This window comes from Saccharopolyspora elongata, from assembly GCF_004348985.1.
In the GTDB taxonomy this organism is placed as follows: Bacteria; Actinomycetota; Actinomycetes; order Mycobacteriales; family Pseudonocardiaceae; genus Saccharopolyspora; species Saccharopolyspora elongata.
Window position 1 is genome coordinate 1 of the sequence record NZ_SMKW01000013.1, and the last position, 17,169, is coordinate 17,169.

Annotated in this window: 16 protein-coding genes; 7 read left to right on the top strand and 9 right to left on the bottom strand. The window is 70.0% G+C overall.

Annotated elements, in window-relative coordinates:
* Positions 1-247: acetyl-coenzyme A synthetase N-terminal domain-containing protein (locus E1288_RS12200; RefSeq protein ID WP_328592455.1), on the bottom strand; the 247-nt coding region annotated here is incomplete at its 3' end.
* Between the two features lie 216 nt (positions 248-463).
* On the opposite strand from E1288_RS12200, the gene E1288_RS12205 reads away from it, so the two are divergent.
* The 6 genes from E1288_RS12205 (at position 464) to E1288_RS12230 (ending at position 5,894) form a co-directional block, all read left to right on the top strand.
* Positions 464-1,210, top strand: a complete 747-nt coding sequence (locus E1288_RS12205; RefSeq protein ID WP_132484401.1) for a Fic family protein — start codon at positions 464-466, stop codon at positions 1,208-1,210.
* Positions 1,211-1,464: 254 nt separating this feature from the next.
* A complete protein-coding gene (locus tag E1288_RS12210; RefSeq protein WP_132484403.1) occupies positions 1,465-2,397 on the top strand; it encodes a nucleoside hydrolase in 933 nt (310 codons plus the stop codon).
* 127 nt (positions 2,398-2,524) lie between these two features.
* The gene (locus E1288_RS12215) at positions 2,525-3,706 is read left to right on the top strand and encodes an MFS transporter (protein ID WP_132484405.1); all 1,182 of its coding nucleotides are present in this window, start codon (positions 2,525-2,527) and stop codon (positions 3,704-3,706) included.
* Positions 3,707-3,889: 183 nt separating this feature from the next.
* The gene (locus tag E1288_RS12220) at positions 3,890-4,258 is read left to right on the top strand and encodes a MerR family transcriptional regulator (protein WP_132484407.1); all 369 of its coding nucleotides are present in this window, start codon (positions 3,890-3,892) and stop codon (positions 4,256-4,258) included.
* A gap of 51 nt (positions 4,259-4,309) precedes the next feature.
* Positions 4,310-5,209, top strand: coding sequence for a LysR family transcriptional regulator (locus tag E1288_RS12225; RefSeq protein WP_132484409.1), 900 nt, complete (start codon positions 4,310-4,312; stop codon positions 5,207-5,209).
* Between the two features lie 166 nt (positions 5,210-5,375).
* Positions 5,376-5,894: a cysteine dioxygenase family protein gene (locus E1288_RS12230; protein WP_132484411.1), complete on the top strand. Its 519-nt coding sequence runs from the start codon at positions 5,376-5,378 to the stop codon at positions 5,892-5,894.
* 97 nt (positions 5,895-5,991) lie between these two features.
* On the opposite strand, the gene E1288_RS12235 is transcribed toward E1288_RS12230, so the two are convergent.
* From E1288_RS12235 to E1288_RS12250, 4 genes are all read right to left on the bottom strand, one after another.
* On the bottom strand, positions 5,992-6,903 hold the full coding sequence (locus E1288_RS12235) for an N-acetylmuramic acid 6-phosphate etherase (protein ID WP_397530098.1): 912 nt from the start codon (positions 6,901-6,903) through the stop codon (positions 5,992-5,994).
* 58 nt (positions 6,904-6,961) lie between these two features.
* Positions 6,962-7,882, bottom strand: a complete 921-nt coding sequence (locus E1288_RS12240; RefSeq protein WP_132484415.1) for a MurR/RpiR family transcriptional regulator — start codon at positions 7,880-7,882, stop codon at positions 6,962-6,964.
* Positions 7,883-8,418: 536 nt separating this feature from the next.
* A complete protein-coding gene (locus E1288_RS12245; protein ID WP_132484417.1) occupies positions 8,419-8,811 on the bottom strand; it encodes a PPOX class F420-dependent oxidoreductase in 393 nt (130 codons plus the stop codon).
* An 84-nt stretch (positions 8,812-8,895) separates the two neighbouring features.
* Positions 8,896-9,309 (bottom strand): MarR family winged helix-turn-helix transcriptional regulator, encoded by a 414-nt coding sequence (locus E1288_RS12250; protein ID WP_235883508.1) that lies wholly within the window; start codon positions 9,307-9,309, stop codon positions 8,896-8,898.
* 64 nt (positions 9,310-9,373) lie between these two features.
* Between E1288_RS12250 and E1288_RS12255 the strand changes: the two genes are divergently transcribed.
* The gene (locus E1288_RS12255; protein WP_207954309.1) at positions 9,374-10,222 is read left to right on the top strand and encodes an MBL fold metallo-hydrolase; all 849 of its coding nucleotides are present in this window, start codon (positions 9,374-9,376) and stop codon (positions 10,220-10,222) included.
* Between the two features lie 141 nt (positions 10,223-10,363).
* Here E1288_RS12255 and E1288_RS12260 read toward each other — a convergent pair whose 3' ends face one another.
* From E1288_RS12260 to E1288_RS12275, 4 genes are all read right to left on the bottom strand, one after another.
* The gene (locus E1288_RS12260) at positions 10,364-12,100 is read right to left on the bottom strand and encodes a serine hydrolase domain-containing protein (RefSeq protein WP_132484419.1); all 1,737 of its coding nucleotides are present in this window, start codon (positions 12,098-12,100) and stop codon (positions 10,364-10,366) included.
* Positions 12,101-12,110: 10 nt separating this feature from the next.
* Complete coding sequence (locus E1288_RS12265) at positions 12,111-13,358, bottom strand: exo-beta-N-acetylmuramidase NamZ family protein (RefSeq protein WP_207954310.1); 1,248 nt, start codon at positions 13,356-13,358, stop codon at positions 12,111-12,113.
* A gap of 26 nt (positions 13,359-13,384) precedes the next feature.
* Positions 13,385-15,160, bottom strand: coding sequence for a glycoside hydrolase family 3 protein (locus E1288_RS12270; protein WP_235883509.1), 1,776 nt, complete (start codon positions 15,158-15,160; stop codon positions 13,385-13,387).
* A gap of 523 nt (positions 15,161-15,683) precedes the next feature.
* On the bottom strand, positions 15,684-16,523 hold the full coding sequence (locus E1288_RS12275) for an HAD family hydrolase (protein ID WP_132484632.1): 840 nt from the start codon (positions 16,521-16,523) through the stop codon (positions 15,684-15,686).
* Positions 16,524-17,169: the final 646 nt, after the last annotated feature.

Consider the following 17,169-nt stretch of genomic DNA (forward strand, 5'->3'; position numbering starts at 1 on the left):
TCAGCTTGCCGCCCACGTACCACTTCGCGAACGGCGCGTTCGACCAGTCCAGGACCTGGTCCCACTTGGTGTCCCAGGCCAGCCGCTCGGCTTGCTTCGCCCAGAACGCCTCCCGATCGGCCGAGGCTTCCTCGTACAGTGCCGACGTGGCGTTGGCCTGCGCCGCGAACTCCTGGGACGGCGGGAATGCCCTGCTTTCGGTGAGCAGGTTGTCGAGCGTGTTGCTCTGCCCGTCGGGCTGGGTCATTGCCGAGAACCTCCCTGGTGCGGGGATGTCAGTGCTATGGGAACCGTAATGCGATCGGGCTCACTGCAACAGAGGGTTCGTCCAAATGGTTCAGACCAATCCCGGCAATACGGTCCGATATCGCCGCATTACGCAGGGCGGCAGCGCGGCCACTGTGTCACATGTCGCAGCATGACCGGGCGATGGGGTGATGGCGTGCCGGTAGCGTCGTCGGGCGTGAACGAGAAGCCATCGCTGGTGCCGCTGCTGGAGCTGGACGGCGTCGCCGACGCCGTGACCGCCGCCCGCGCGGCGATCGACGAGGTGCACCGGCACCCGGCCAACCGGCGCGGCTGGCCCGCCACCGCGGCCGAGGCATCGGTCCGGGCGGCTCGCGCATCGGCGGCCATCGCGGGCGGCGCGGCCGAGATTCCGGAGTCCGGCGAGGTCACCGACCCGCTGCTGGCCGGCTCGCTGCGGATCGCCGAGGCGATGGGCACGCTGCTGCCCACCTGGCAGCGGGCGCCGCGGCAGGCGCTGGCCCGGATGCACGTGCTCGCGGCCGCGGATCTGATCGACGACCCGGACCTGCTCGGCCGTCCGCAGGCCGACCCGGTGATCGCCGAGCGGCTCGACCTGCTCGCCGAGATCATCGCCGATCGGGAGGCGCAGGGCCCGGGCCCGGTGCTGGCCGCCGTCGTGCACGGCGAGCTCCTCGCGCTGCAGCCGTTCGGCACCGCCGACGGCGTGATCGCGCGGGCCGCGGCGCGGCTGAGCGTGATCGGCAGCGGGTTGGACCCGAAGGGCCTGGTGGTTCCCGAGGTCGCGTACTTCCGGCGCCAGGAGGAGTACGCCGAGCTGGCCCTCGGCTTCGCCACCGGCGAGATCGACGCGGTCGCGGCCTGGATCGTGTACTGCTGCAAGGCGTTGGAGGCCGGGGCGCGCGAGGCGAAGTCGATCGCCGACGCCGTCCAGGAGAGCTGACTTCCCGCGAGGGCTAAAGAGCCTGTTTCCGAACTTGCTCTGCGTGGCGGTGCGGGTAGCGGAACCTCAGGGGTCTTCTCGCTGTGGGATCCCCGACTCATGAATGCCAATTCACCACGTCGGGGCTGTCCTCGCGAGAAGACCCCTGAGAACCCGCGGCGGCGCCGGTTGCGTAGGCGGGCTAAGCGGCTGCGCCGCTTCAAAGGCAAAACCCCACGACATCCAAAACAGCCGCTAGAGGCGAGGGACACGGCGTGAAGAAGATTTTGATCGACTGCGATCCGGGCATCGACGACGCGCTGGCGTTGGCGCTGGCGCACGGCAGCCCGGAGCTGGACGTGGTCGGCGTGACGACCGTCGGCGGCAACGTCGAACTGGAGCACACCACCGACAACGCCCTGCGGCTGCACGACTACTACGGCATGGACGCCCCGGTCTCGCGCGGCGCTGGGCGGCCGCTGGTGCGCGAGCCTCGGACTGCTGGGGACGTGCACGGGAACACCGGTCTCGGCGGCGTGGTGCTGCCGGAGCCGAAGTCGGAGCTGAGCGGCCGGCACGCCGTCGACTTCATCATCGACACCCTGGCCGGCGCGCCCGGCGAGATCAGCCTGGTGGCGGTCGGGCCGCTCACCAACATCGCCCTCGCGCTGCGCAAGGAGCCGCGGATCGCCGAGTGGGCCGGGCAGTTCGTGATCATGGGCGGCTCCTACACCCGCGGCAACACCAACCCCGCCGCCGAGTTCAACATCCTCGCCGATCCCGAGGGCGCCGCCGTCGCGTTCAACGCGCCCTGGCGGACGGTGATGATCGGGCTGGACCTGACCTACCAGGCGCGGGCGAACGCCGCGGTGCGCGCGCGGTTCGCCGGCCTCGGTCGGCTGGAGTCCCAGCTGATCACGCCGTGCCTGGACTTCTACGGCAGTCACATCAGTTACCAGGACGAGGGCCCGGCGATCCACGACGCGTGCGCGGTCGCCTACGTGATCGACCCGGGGCTGTTCGAGACGGTGCCGGCCCGCGTCGACGTCGAAACCCAGGGCCGGTTCACCTCGGGCATGACGGTCACGGACTTCCGGGCCCCGGCCGACGTCCACAACGCCGACGTCGCCACGACCCTCGACTCCGAGGGCTTCTGGAGCCTCGTCACCGACGCCTACCGCAACGTCGCCGCCGGCCTCCCGGACTGACTCGCGGGCAAGGGCGCGGGTCGAGGTCGGCGCCCTCTTTCGTTCACAAGGGACGCTGATGGTGCGAGTGGTCCTGCTCACGCCGGGTTGACCTTCACGCCTGGCGTGAACGCGGACGCTCGGTGCCATGAGTGCAACGGAACCCCACCCAGGCCTGCTTCTGCTGGTGCTCACCGGCTGCGCCTTCATCCTCGGTACCGGCGAGATCATGCTTGCGGGCCTGCTGCCGGAGATCGCCGCTGAGGTCGGCGTCTCGCTGCCGATCGCAGGCATGCTGATCAGCATGTTCGCACTGACGGTCGTGGTGGGCGGGCCGGTGCTCGCGCTGGCGACCGGAGGTCTTGCCCGCAAGCCGTTGGTGCTCGCGCTGATGCTGCTGTTCGCCGGGGGCAACGTGGTCGCGGCGTTGTCGCCGTCCTTCCCGTTGCTGGTCGGTTCCCGGGTGTTGGCGGCCTTGGCACATGCCGCGCTGATGCCGCTGTTCTTCGGCGTCGCCGTGGATCTCGTGCCACCAGAAAGGCGTGCGTCGGCGGTGGCGAGAGTGTCGTTGGGGCTCAGTTTGGCGACGGTCATCGGGTTGCCGATCGGCGCCGCGGTTGGCCAGTGGCTCGGCTGGCGGGCGGTGTTCTGGGCGTTGGCCGCATTGACGCTCGCCGCGACGGCGCTGTTGCGGCTGCTGCTGCCGACCGGGCAGCGGGCCGTTGCCGGACGGCTCGCAGAACTGCGCGTGCTCGGTGATCGCAGGGTGCAGGTCACGGTCGCGATGACGGCGCTGGGAGCCGCCGCCGCGTTCACCGCCTACACCTACATCACCCCGATGCTCACGGACGTCACCGGTTTCGGGCCGATGACCGTCACCGCGTTGCTGCTGGTCTTCGGGATCGGTGGCACCGCGGGCAACGTGCTCGGCGGGAGGCTCGCCGATCGCGCCCTGATGCCGGCGATCTGCGGCGCGCTCGCCTCGCTCGCTGCCGCATTGCTGCTGTTGGGGTCCGTTGCCGCGAACAAGCCGCTCACCGTCGCGGCGTTGTTCGCCTTCGGTGCCGCTTACTACGCGGTGATCCCGGTGGTGAACACCAGGCTGCTCGCCGTCGCATCGCAACAGGCCAGAACGCTCGCGCTCACCGTGCAGAGCTCCGCGTTCAACCTCGGCATCACCGCCGGGGGCTGGTTCGGCGGGCGGTTGATCGGGCACGGCTTTCCACTGTGGATGGTTCCGGTGGCCGGCGGGGTGCTCGCTGTGCTGGCCCTGGTGATCGCAGTGGTCGAATCAGCCGGTGACCGGCGGATGGTCGAGGTGTCGCGATGAACGACGTGAATCGGGAGGTGCCGCGCGAACCGCGGCGAGGTCGGCGGAGCGTTCGAAGGAGTGCAGTTCGCCGACTTCCAGGAGCGGACAGCGCGGCTCATCCCGGTGGTCGCGCTGGAACCGGGGGCTTGACCTTCATGCTGGCGTCAAGGTTTACCGTCGATCCGGACCAGGGGAGGCGGCATGCGGATCGGTGAGTTGGCCGACGCCACCGGCGCCACGACGCGGGCGTTGCGCTACTACGAGGAGCAGGGCTTGCTGCGGCCGGAGCGTTCGGCGAACGGCTACCGGGTTTACGGCCCGGACGCGGTCACGGTGGTGGCGAACATCCAGCTCCTGCTCGCCGCCGGACTCACCTCCGCCGACCTTCGGCTCATCGACGGATGCCTGGCCGATCCGGTGCACACCTGCGCCGACCGCACGCCCAAGATCGACGTGTTCGAGCAGCGGCTGGCGCTGGTCCAGCAGCGGATCGACGAATTGACGCGGGTGCGTGATCAGCTGCGCGATCAGCTCGGGGAGTTGCGCGGTTCGGCCGTTCGGGCGGCTTGAAGCGCCGTATCAGCAGTGCCGCGATCCAGGCGAACGTGAGAGATTCTCTGCATGGTCGATCCGCGGTACATCCGGATGTTCCACGAGGTGGTGCAGACCGGCTCGTACTCCGGCGCGGCTCGGCGTCTCGGCTACAGCCAGCCCGCGGTGAGCCAGCAGATGCGCGCGTTGGAACACACCGTCGGCACACCGCTTTTCACCCGCGCCGGCCGGACCATGCGGTTGACCGAAGCGGGCGAGGTGCTGGCCCGCCACGCCGCATCTGTTCTGCACGACCTCGACGCCGCGCAGAACCAGATCGCGGCGATCCGACAGCTGCGCGCGGGAAACCTGCGCATCTGCTCTTTCCCGAGTGCCAGCGCGACGATCGTGCCCGCCGCGACCGTGCACATCGCGCGCGACCACCCGGACCTGCGGATCCGGCTCATCGAGGCGGAACCCCCTGACTCGATGGAAACCTTGCGGCGCGGCGAATGCGACGTCGCCCTGGCCTTCACGTACCCGGGGGTGGCGGAGCAGCTGGACGGCGACCTGGTGGGCGTAGCCGTGCTGGACGACCCCGTCGTCGCGGTGCTGCCGAAGGGACACCGGCTGGCCAAGCGGAGATCGGTCGAACTGGCCGATCTCGCCGACGAGCGCTGGATCGCCGGATGCACGCGTTGCCGCGACCACTTCGTGCAGGAGTGCGGCGCGGTCGGCTTCGAGCCGGACATCGCCTTCACCACGGACGACAACCTCGCGGTGCAGAGCCTGGTCGCGGCCGGGACCGGCATCGCGCTGATGCCCAGCCTGGTGCTGTCGTTCCTGCGGCACCCGAAGGTGATCAGCCGACGGGTGCGGAGGCTGGCGAACAGACAGGTGTCGGCGTACGCGCTGCGCGACCACCACCGAATCCCGGCAACCGCGCTGATGCTGGAAACCTTCGAACGGGTCGGTACCGCGATGCGCTGAAGCCTGTTCCCGGACGCAGTTTGCCCCGCAGCGCGGGTGGCGGGACCTCGGACGGCGCCTGGACGCCACGCGTCGAACGGTGCATCTGAGCCATAAGCTCTTCTTTGAGAGTCACCAAGTTTTCGGTGGTCGACGTGCGGATTCCGGTCGGGGCAAGGTGATTCGCATGACTTCGCAGCTGACTGAACTGGCCGGGGCGATTCGCGAGCGGGTGCAGCGGGGTGCCGAGGCGGCCGAAACCGCCGAACTGGTCCAGGAAGCCCTCCGGCCGTTCCTGGCCGAGCCGGACCTGTTGCGCCCGGAACAGCGGATCGGCGATCCCGACAACTACCGGCAGCACGTCCTGCACGTGGAACCCGACGGCAGCTTCTCGATCGTCGCCCTGGTGTGGTTGCCCGGGCAGGAGACTCCCGTGCACGACCACGTCTCGTGGTGCGTCACCGGCGTTTACGAGGGCGTGGAGCACGAGCAGCGCTACGAGATCCGCGACGACCACCTGGTCCTGGCAGGGCACGCCACCAACCAGCCGGGCGAGGTGTGCGGTTTCGCGCCGCCCGGCGACATCCACCTGGTGCGCAACGCGGGGACGTCCAAGGCGATCTCGATCCACATCTACGGCGCGAACATCGCGGTCCTCGGCTCCAGCGTCCGCCGCAGCTACGACCTGCCGATGGCAGCAGCTTGAAGCTCCGTTTCCGCTGCTAAAAGCCCGTGAGCACTTTTTGTTGCTATAGCAGCACAAAGTGCGCACGGGTCCTGACCAGTAGAAACGGAGCTCCCGGTCATTCCCCCACTGCGCGGAGGGCGTCGCGGACGTGGCCGTCGGCGACCGCCAGCGCCGCCGCTGCGCGCTCGATGTCGACGCCGGTGAGCAGGTGCACCAACGCCGTCTTGAGGTCTCCGTCCGCCGCCGTGAGCGCCGTCGAGCACACCTCTTCCGAGGCGCCCGTCGCCTCCTGCAGGATCCCGATGGTGCGGCCGCGCAGCTTCGCGTTCGTGGCGAGCATGCTGACCATCAGGTTCGAGTAGGTGCGGCCCATCCGGATCATCACCGCGGTGGAGAACGAGGTCAGCACCAGCTTCTGCGCGGTGCCCGCCTTCATCCGGGTCGAACCGCTGATCGGTTCCGGCCCGGTGTCCACCGCGATCACCACGTCGGCCGGCACCGGCCCGACGTCCGGGTTCGACGTCACCAGCGCCGTTCCCGCCCCGATCTGCCGCGCGGCGTCCAACGCGCCCAGCACGTACGGGGTGCGCCCGGACGCGGCCAGCCCGAGGACGAAGTCGAGCCCGTTGGCGTCCTCCCGGATGGCGGCGGCGCCGGAATCGACGTCGTCCTCGGCGTTCTCCACAGCGCGCCGGAACGCCTCGGGGCCGCCCGCCTGGTGCGCGACGAACCAGGTCGGCGGCACGTTGAAGGTCGGGATCAGCTCGGCGGCGTCCAGCACCGCGAGCCGCCCGGAGGTGCCCGCGCCGACGTAGTGCACGCGGCCGCCCGCGCGCAGCGCCGCGACGGCCATGTCGACCGCGCGGGCGAGTTCGGGCAGCACTTGGCCGACCGCGACCGGCACCGTCCGGTCCTCGCCGTTGAGCACGCGCAGGATGTCCAGGGTCGGCAGCAGGTCGATATCCCTGGTCCTGGGGTTGCTGCGCTCGGTGGGAGCGTCCACGCGGACCGCGCGGTCCGGGCTCATCACGCCTCCTGCGGCAGTTGCGGGAGCACCCGCTCGGGGTGCGGGTCGGGGTCGCGCATCACGTCTCCTTCTGCCGCCGGCGGTCCGGGCGGCTGTCGAGGCGGTGGCCGCCCACTGCCTCGTAAGTGGCCTCCAGCGCGGCCTTCGCCTGGTCCAGGTGTCGCTGCGCGACGCCGATGAACAGGCAGTCGATCACGGTCAGCTGGCCGATGCGGCTGGCCATGGCGCCGGAGCGGTAGGTGGTCTCGCGCACCGCGGTGGTCAGCACGCGGTCGGCGACCTCGGTGATGGGCGAGCGGGCGAAGTTCGTCAGCGCCGCGGTGGTGGCGCCGCGCCGCCGCGCTTCGCGCAGCGCCTCGACCGTCTCGCTGGTGGCGCCGGTGTGCGAGATGCCGATCGCGACGTCGCCCTCCCGCAGCACCGCGGCCGAGGTCAGCGCGTTGTGCGTGTCGGCCCACGCGAAGCAAGTCAGGCCGATGCGGTGCAGCTTCTGCTGCAGGTCGAGCGCGACGAACGCGCTGGCGCCGACGCCGTAGACGTCGATGCGGCGGGCGGTGGCGACGTCGTCGACGAGGCGTTGCAGGATCGCGGCGTCCAGCTGCCCGGCGGTCTCCTCGACCGCCTTCGCGTCGGCGTAACCGACCTTCTCGATGATCTGCCCGAGGTCGTCGTCCGGGGCGATGTCGCTGCCCAGCTCGCGGTCGCGGACGGACGTGCGCGCCGTGTCGGCGGCCAGCGCGATCCGCAGGTCCGGGTAGCCGCCGACGCCGATCGCCTTGCAGAACCGCGTGACGGTGGTTTCGCTGGTGCCCGCGGCCTCGGCGACCTCGGTGATGCTGCGCCGGGCTATCGACGCGGGATCGGCGAGCACGATGTTGGCCACGCGCTGTTCCGCCCGGGCGAGGCCGGGCAGCAGGGAGCGAATCTTGACGAGCGGGCTGGACTCGCCCGATTCGCGGAACGTGTCGTCAGTGACCATGTGGGAAACTTACTAACCGTCGCTTGTGCAGGTCAATGGGCCTCTTCCGGGTTTCCGCGGGGAAGACGCGGCAATCTCATACCCAGGTTGCCTCGGAACCCAACTACTCCGAAAGGGGTAATTCCCGGTCCGACGCTGCGACGATGCGATTCACACCCGGCGTCATGATCCGGAAACGCGCACCGCCGTGCTCGAAACATCGATGCCGAACACTGCCCTCCGCTCGTGCGTTCGACGGGGAGGCGGCGGATGGTCGTGGCGGAGGCGGTGTGGGAGACGCTGGAGGACTACACCCTCCGGTTCGCCCCGCGCGGCTACCGCCGGCGGAAGCCGGGGCCGAAGGAGCCGTAGTTCCGCCGCGGCATGCTGCACGCGGTGGACCCGGTCGGAGTGGTGGCGTTCCTGGCCTCGGCGGGCTTCTCGATCGCGATGTACTTCGGCGCGGCGGTCCGACCACGGACCGGACCGGCGCCCACGTCCTACCGCCTACGCGACCGGGGTGGGCGCGATTTCGCGCGAAATCGCGCCCACCGCCGTCACTGCTTCGTCGAGTGCTCCGGTTCGACGTAGACGATCACGCGCTCCTCGCCGGGCCGGGGCCACGGGTACTCGTCCTCGTCGAGGTACTTCTTCGCCATCTTGTTGATGAACGCGCGGTCCGGGTCGTCCTCGATCTTGGCGACCTTGCCGCGCACCTCCACGTACCGGTAGGGCTGGTCCGGGTCGTGCACGGAGATGGCGATGCGCGGCTCCCGCTTGAGGTTCCGGTACTTCTGCCGCGTCTTGGTCTGGCTGAACTTCAGGTACCGGCCGTCCCAGTCGATCCACACCGGACTGGACTGCGGTTCGCCGTGCGGCCCGATGGTGGCCACGTGGGCGAAGGCGCGCTTGTTCAGGATTTCCTCGCGGTCCTGCGGAATCGCCGACACTTCGACTCCCTCCGAACGATTTGCGGCTGCGGTACGACCCTGCCCGCCCGCGACCCGCCCCGCGACTCGAACGGCGGCCCGCCGCTAGCGGTCGGCGAGGGCCCGCCGGAGGAGGTCGTGCAGGGCTTGCTGGTCCGCCGGGGTGAGCCCGGCCAGCGGGGTGTTCACCGAGAAGCGGTCGATGATGTTCGCCCGCTGCCGCTCGCCTTCGGCGGTCAGGGTGAGCTGCTTGGCGCGGCGGTCGCGCGGGTGCGGCTGCCGGGTGACCAGGCCCTGCTTCTCCAGTCGGTCGACCACGAAGGTCACGTTCGACGTCGCGCAGTGCATCCGGTCGGCGAGCTCGCGCATGGTCAGCGGCTCGCTCAGCTCGCGCAGCGCGATCGCCTGGGGTGCGGTGAGGTCGGTGTCGGCGACGCAGCCGCGCACGTGCTCGTCGATGTTGTGCGCGAGCTCGCTGATCAGGCTGCAGAGCTCGCGTGCGGCCATCGGCTCGTCCATGTGGTGAGTCTAGCAAGCTAGAACTGTTGCAACTTTAATAATTCAAGTTGTAAGTTTTGGTGCCATGAACGATGCACAACGCTGGAACGCCGTGGCCGGAATTCGCTCGATCGACCTCGGTGACCTGCGCGTCAGCTACGTCCCGGACGGCGTCGTGGGCCTCAAGCCGCGCGGCTGGTTCCCGGGGACGACCGAAGCCGATTGGCGCGAACACGCACGGCACCTCGACGAGGCCGGGCAGCTGGTCGCCAGCATCGGCGGGCTGCTCGTCGAGCGCGGTTCGCGGGCGATGCTGATCGACGCGGGCTACGGGCCGGCTGGCTCGCCGGACGATCCGGCGAACCCGGCCATCGGCGCGATCCACGGCCGCGACCTGCTGGACAACCTGGCCGCGCTGGGCCGCGAACCCGACGAGATCGAAGCCGTCGCGATCACCCACCTGCACACCGACCACATCGGCTGGGCGCACCACGGGGCGTTCCCGAAGGCGCGGGTGCTGCTGTCCGAGCGCGAGTGGGAGCGCCGCGACCAGCACGCCGCGGACGTCACGGAGGAGATGCTGGACCGGCTGGGCGAGCGGGTGGAGACCGTCCACGATGGACAGGAGGTCTTCCCGGGCGTGCGGGTGCGGACCGCCTTCGGTCACACGCCGGGCCATGCCTCGTACACGATCTCCTCGGGCGGCCGGCGCCTGATCGTACTGGGCGATGCGCTGCACAGCGCGGTGCAGATCGAGAACCCTGCCTGGCCGGTGTGGGCGGACGTCGACCACGACGCGGCGGTCAGGTCGCGCCAGGAGCTGTTGCGCGAGCTCCGGGAACCGAACACGATCGGCTTCGGGATCCACTTCGCGGACGTCCAGTTCGGCCGGGTCACCACCGAACCCACCACCACCTGGACCCCACTCCCATGACCGGGTTCCACCGCAATTTCAATGGAAATCGGACCTTCGATTTCCATTGAAATTGCGGACCTCCGGCGAGTCGGGCACACGACACACCGGAGGCTGTGGACAACTTCCGCAATTTCAATGGAAATTGCGGCCGCCTTGGGGTCAGCGGTCGGTGGAGAGCCAGCCTTCGGGGTGGAGACGCGCGGCCTCGAGCTCGCCGTCCAGCAGCGTCGCGTCGCGGTCGGCCACGTGGACTCCGTCCACGTTCACGCCGCGCCCGGTGTACTGCGCGTCCGGCGCGTAGCGCCACCGCAGGCGCAGCTGCTGGCCGGCGTTCGCGTCGACCATGCCGCGCACCTTCCACCAGCTCCGATGCCCGGCCCCGGCCAACGAATCCTGCGGCTCGTCGGGCGCGCCGGGACCGGACGCCTGCAGTGGCACCGGCCGCCACCCTGCATCGTCCACACTGGACTCCACGAGCAGCGGGTCCGCGCCGTCGCCGTCGCGCTGGGTGTCCACGAACGCGAAGAACGACACCTGCGTCGGGCCGCTGACCGGCCCCAACGCGTCTGTCGTCAACGTCCCGCCGTGCTCGGAGAACCACGACTCCGAGCCCCGAGCCGGTGCCACGCCGAGGGCGCGGGCCATGCCCTGCGCCAAGGCCTGCCGGGCGGCGTTGTTCGACCCCCACTGCCGCGACGGGTGCACCCGGTTGGTCAGCAGCACCGCCACCGAGCGGGACGTCGGATCAATCACCAGCGACGTGCCGGTGAAGCCGGTGTGCCCCGCCGTCCGCGGCCCGCTGAGCCCGGCCATGTACCACCGCTGGTCCAGCTCGAAGCCCAGACCGTGCGAGTTGCCGGGAAAAGCGCCGTTGAAGTCGGTCAGCATCATCTCGACGCCTTCCTCCGACAGGATGCGGTTGCCGCCGTAGGTCCCGCCGTTGAGCACCGCCTGCCCCAGCACCGCGAGGTCGTCGGCGGTGGAGAAGACCCCGGCCTGCCCGGCGACGCCGCCGAGCGCCCAGGCGTTCTCGTCGTGCGCCTGGCCGCGGACCATGCCGCGCGGCGGATCGGCCTCGTACTCCGTCGCCGCGATGCGGTGCAGCTCTGAGGCGGGCGGGTTGTAGCCGGTGTCGGTCATGCCCAGCGGCCCGGTGATCCGCTCCGCCACCACCTGGTCCAGCGGGGCGTCCGAGACGCGTGCGACCAGCAGCCCGAGCGTGATCATGTTCGGGTCGGAGTAGGTGTAGTTGGTGCCCGGCGGGTGCTTCGGAGTGAGCTGCATGATCGACGGGATTCGCTGCTCCGGCGGCAGTTTCCACAGCTGGGCCTCGGCCTGCAGCCCGGAGGTGTGGGTGAGCAGCTGCTCGACGGTGATCGATTCCTTGCCGTTGACGCCGAACTCCGGCAGGTAGGTCGCCACCGGCGCGTCGAGCTGCACGCTCCCGTCGTCGACCAGCTGCAGCACCGCGATCGAGGTGAACAGCTTGCTGATCGACGCGACGTCGAAGATCGTGTCGCGATGCATCGGTTCCCGCTGCTCGGGAGGCAGTTCGGTGCCGTTGCCGTCCGCGTAGCGCAGCTCGTGCCCGGCCACCGAACGGCGCACCACGACGCCCTCGTGCACCAGCAGGCTCACCGCGCCCGCGTACATCGGGTGCTCGCGGCCGGGCGTCTTGTCCGTCCAGGCCGCGATCTGCTGCAGTGCCGCGTCGATCGGGCGGGGATCGAGCCCGACGTCTTCCGGGCTCCCGTCGGACAACACGGTGCCGGCCGGCGCGAAGCCGTCCTGCGGCCGGTCGAAGTGCCCGTACACGTGGCCGGGCGATGCCGTGGCGGACCCCGCCAGCGCGGTGACCGAAAGCAGCGCGACCGCCACCAGAATGGTCTTGCCCATCGCGTCCCCCTCAGCGGTACAGCAGGTACGGCTCGCGTTGTCGTTGGAAGTCCGCCACGTCGTCCTGCCAGGGGCCGACGATCTCGGGCACGTCGGCCCCCGCGTCGACCATCGTGCGCAGGCGGTCCGAGCCGGACAGCTTGTCGATCATGTTGTCGGGTCGCCAGCCGAAGACCTGCGGGTACAGCCGGCGCGCCGTGGTGATCATCGCGACGGTGGCGCCGATCGCGTCGACCTCGCCCGAGCGGTAGACCTGCACGCCGCCGCAGGTTGCGTTGGCGTGCTTGGAGAAAGTCGGCACGAAGTAGGTTTCGCGGAACCGGAGCCCCGCCAGTCCGGCGGCGTTGAGCTCCTCCGCCCAGCGCCAGTCGATGCCGGGCGCGCCGATGATCTCGAACGGCCTGGTGGTGCCGCGGCCCTCGGACAGCACGGTGCCCTCGAACAGCCCGGTCCCCGGGTAGACCGCCGCGGTGTCCGGGATCGGCATGTTCGGGCTGGGCGGGACCCACGGCAGCCCGGCGTCCGCGCCGCGCCCGCGCCAGCCCTCCACGCGGATCACGTCGAGGCGCTCCAGCGGGCTCGGCAGGTACTCGCGGTCGAACAGCCGTGCCAGCTCGCCGACGGTCATGCCGTGCTGCTGCACGATCGGCAGCAGCCCGACGCCGGAGGCGAACCGCAGGTCCAGCCGCGGGCCGGCGACCCGGGAGCCGATCGGGTTCGGCCGGTCCAGCACCAGGAACGCCGCTCCGACCTGGCGGGCCGCCTGCATCGCGGTGAACATCGTCCAGATGTAGGTGTAGAAGCGGGCGCCCACGTCGGCGATGTCGAACACGACCTGCTCGACGCCCGCCTTGCGGAACATCTCGGCCAGCTTCGCCGCGTCGGCCCCGTACGCGTCGTACACGGGCAGGCCGGTGCGCGGGTCGCGGTAGTCGCCCTCCGAACCACCGGCCTGCGACGTGCCGCGGAACCCGTGCTCCGGCCCGAAGACCGCGACCACGTCCACCGCCCCGCTGGCGTGCATGACGTCCACGACGTGCTCCAGCGACGCGAGCACGCCGGTCGGGTTGGTCACCACCCCGACCCGGCGGCCGGTGATGTCCTGCCAGTTCCGCGCGGCGAGGACGTCCGCCCCGGCCTTGACGCCCGGGCCGAGGTCGGTGGACCTCGGGGCGGCGCAAGCGGAACTCGTCGCGAGGCCCGCCGCGGGCACCGTCAGCGCCGCGGCGGTCAGGAAGCCCCGTCGATTCACACCCATGCCCGCCCCTTCCGCGTTCACCCGGGCTACCAGCTCAGGCCGTGGCCGAACGGGTACTTGTCGACACCGGGCTGACCGGGGTCAGGCACCGGGACCGGCAGCTTGCCGACCGGGGAGATCTCGCCGAAGAGCACCTTCGTCAGCGATTCCATCGCCACCGCCTTGTCAGAGTAGGTGGCGATCCAGCCGGGCAGGTCGACGTGCGCCGCGTCGTACGGGTCGCGCACGGCGACGGCGACGACCGGCTTCCCGGTCTGCTGCAGGGCGCGGACCAGGTCGAGCTGCGTCTTGTTGGCCTCGCTCCACGCGGCGTTGGTCAGCACCACGGTGACGTCGTTGCGCTTGGCCTCCTCGACGGCCTGACCGATCTGCTCCGGCGTCGGCTTCAAGCCCGTCGCCAGGGCCGACGCCTGCGGCCCGCGCGCCTTGATCCGTTCGGCCAGCGCGGCGGTCGCCTTGTCGCCGGCGCCGGTCACGAACATCGATCCCGGCTTCTGCAGCGGCAGCATCCCGTCGTTGCGCAGGACGGTCGTGGTGCGGTCGGTGATGGCCTGCGCCTCGGCGAGGTGTTCCGGCGTCCCGACGATCTGGTCCACTTTGGACACATCGACGAACGGGTTGTCCAGCACGCCCCGCGCGGCCTTCAGCGCCAGGATGCGCTCCACGCTCTGGTCGATGCGCTGCTCGGTGAGCTCGCCGCTGCGCACCGCGTTGACCACGCCGTCGATGGCGACCTGCACGTTGAACGGCATCAACATGATGTCGACACCGGCCTTGAGCGCGAGCACCGGGATCTCGGCGTCCGGGTGCTTCTCCCGCACCCCGTCCATCTTCAGCGAGTCGGTGACGATCACGCCCTTGAAGCCGAGCTCGTCGCGCAGCATCCCGGTGAGCACGTTCGGGGACAGCGTCGACGGCTCACCGGAGTCGTCGAGCTTGGGGACCATGAGGTGACCGCTCATGACCATGTCGGTCCCGGCGGCGATCGCCTCCTTGAACGGCGGCGCGTCCAGCTGCTCCCACTGCTGCCGGTCGTGCTCGATCACCGGCAGCGAGGTGTGGCTGTCCTGGCTGGTATCGCCGTGCCCGGGGAAGTGCTTGACCGCAGCCGACACCGTCTCGCCCGGCTTCGCCGAGTCCTCGTAGCCGCGGATCTGCGCGGCGGTGAGCTGCGCGGCCAGCGCCGGGTCGGAGGAGAACGACCGCACCCCGATCACCGGGTTCGCCGGGTTGACGTTGACGTCGCCGCTCGGCGCGAAGTTCTGGTTCAGGCCCATCGCCCGCAGTTCCTGCCCGGTGATCGCGGCCGCGCGGACCGCGTCGTCGGTGCTGCGGCCGGAGCCGAGCGCCATGTTGCCCGGGAACTGCGTGGCGGGTTCCAGGATCCGGGTGACCTGCCCCTGCTCCTGGTCCGTGGAGATCAGCAGCGGCACCTTCGCGCCGGAGTTGAGCGCGGCGTCCTGCAGGCCGTTGGACAGCTCGGCGATCTGCTTGGGGTCGTAGAGGCTGTCGGTCCAGGCGAAGTGGATGATGCCGCCGAGGTGGTACTTCTGCACCACCTGCGCCGGGGTGTCGACCCCGAACTCCGCCTGGTTCTGCGGGTGCGCGGTGTCCGCCGTGCGGCCGTAGGCGTAGGTGACGAACAGCTGGCCGACCTTCTCCTCCAGCGTCATCTGCTTGAGCAGCTCGGCGGGCGACTGCGGCTGCTTCGGGGCTGCGGTGCCGCCGGTGGTGGTAAGCGCGGCGGCACCGATGGCGATGGCGCTCAGCGCGATGGCGGCGCGGCGCGCTCGGGTCTTCACGTTGGCCTCCCTGCGGCGGGTCTCGCCGGGCGGAAAGTGTTCACCACGAAATCGGTCGATTTCGGAAGTTACTCACACGTTCGGCCCCGGTCAACGCTGCGCACCGGTGTGGTCGCGGACGGTCCCGCGAAGGAGGAACGAGACAGAGATACGGCGGCGGCCCGTCGATCAGATCGACGGGCCGCCGCCCCTCTGCGCGAGAACTCGGGTTACCAAGCGTGCACTCTTGTCGTAACTTCCGGGCTAGGCGTCCGGCGTCCCGGTACGCAACCCCGTGGAACGACCAGCCTTGTGTGCGGCAACGCGTGGGTGCTCCGGGCCTCGCGCGCGGAGTCTGATCGGGGTGGATGTTACTTCTCCTCCGTAACATCCCTGGCCAACCAGGGTCCGCACTTCCTTTGTAGTCGGTGACGCGCGTCACTGCAAGGGTTCGGATGCAGGCCGTAGGTATGGGTCTTTCGGGTGGCGGTCTTCGCCGGCGGTGCGGTGTCGCGCGCCCCGATGTGCGCGCCCGATGTGGCAGTCAGCGCCGGCGGCGCCAGGCCCGCAGGCCCCACCACGCCGCACCGGCCGCGGCCACCGCGCCCATGCCGACGCCGGCCGCGGTCACCGCCGCGCGGGACGGGGTGGGGATCCGGGCGCGCAGCGACACCGGGTGCTCGAAGGACAGCGTCGGCCAGCCGCGCTGGACGGCCTCCTTGCGCAGTCCGCGGTCGGGATTGACGACGGTCGGGTGTCCGACGGCTTCCAGCAGCGGCAGATCCGTGATCGAGTCCGAGTACGCGTGGCACTCGGCGAGGTCGTAGCCGTACTCGTCGGAGAGCTCGCGGGCCGCGGTCGCCTTGTTCTCCGCGGAGCAGTAGAACTCGATCTCGCCGGTGTAGCGGCCGTCCACCACGACCATCCGGGTGCCGGACCAGTGCGTGGCGCCGAGCAGCTTCGCGATGGGGGCGACCACTTCTTCGCCCGAGGCCGACAGCACGACGATGTCGTGGCCCTGCTCCTGGTGCTCCGCGATGAGCTGCGTGGCCTCCTTGTAGACCAGCGGATCGACGATGTCGTGCAGCGTTTCCTCGACGATCGCGTTGACCTGCTCGACGTCCCAGCCGGTGCACAGCGACGTGATGTGCGCGCGCATCCGGTCCATCTGGTCGGCGTCGGCGCCGGCCAGCATGAACACGAACTGGGCGTAGGCGCTCTTCAGCACGGCCCGTCGGTTGATCAGCCCTTCCTGGAAGAAGGGGCGGCTGAAGGCGAGGGTGCTCGACTTGGCGATGACGGTCTTGTCCAGGTCGAAGAACGCGGCCACCCGGCGTCCGGTGCGGGTCGATGGGTTCGCGGGCTCTGTCACGCCGCACAGCATACGAGCCCGCTTCGGCGGGCTGCGGGCGCGCATTGCGGAAGGGTTTTCCATTCCCGGCGGTGGCCTTGCGCATCGTTTTCGGCAATCGATCCGTTAGTCGCCGCGCCCGTTGCCGCGCCGTCGACGGCCCGGGATTTGCTAGTTCCGGGGGCCCGGACGGCCCGATCTCGCGCCCCTGGGGAGGGGGCGGGCCGCCACGCGTCGAGAACTCACGCTGTGTGTGGTGTTGGGCGTTGCTTTCGTCTAGTGGGAGATTTTCCTTGACTCGAATGTCGGCTACCGATCGGTTCGGTGCGCACTGAGAGCGAGAACGTTCGCTCAAATGGACGGGAGGCATTGCGGGGGATCTACGAGCTAGAGTGAGAGGAGTCCGGTTCTACCGGGCAGGTTCAGCTCGACCCCCCGGAGCTGAACTGCAGACGGCCCCCGCCCCTCCCCCCTGGCGGGGGCCGTCCCCTTTCCGGGGGCTCCGCCGCGGCCATTCCGCCGGAAGCCAATGCGAACTCTTTCCGTTTTTCGCGGGCGATGTCGCGCTTTCGGGGTATGCGAGTTATCCACAGGTCGTCGGTTTGTCCACAGATTCGGAAAAGTCGGTTGGCAGATGCCGGTGATCCGGCCACCTTGGTTATCGAGCGCCAATTCGGTG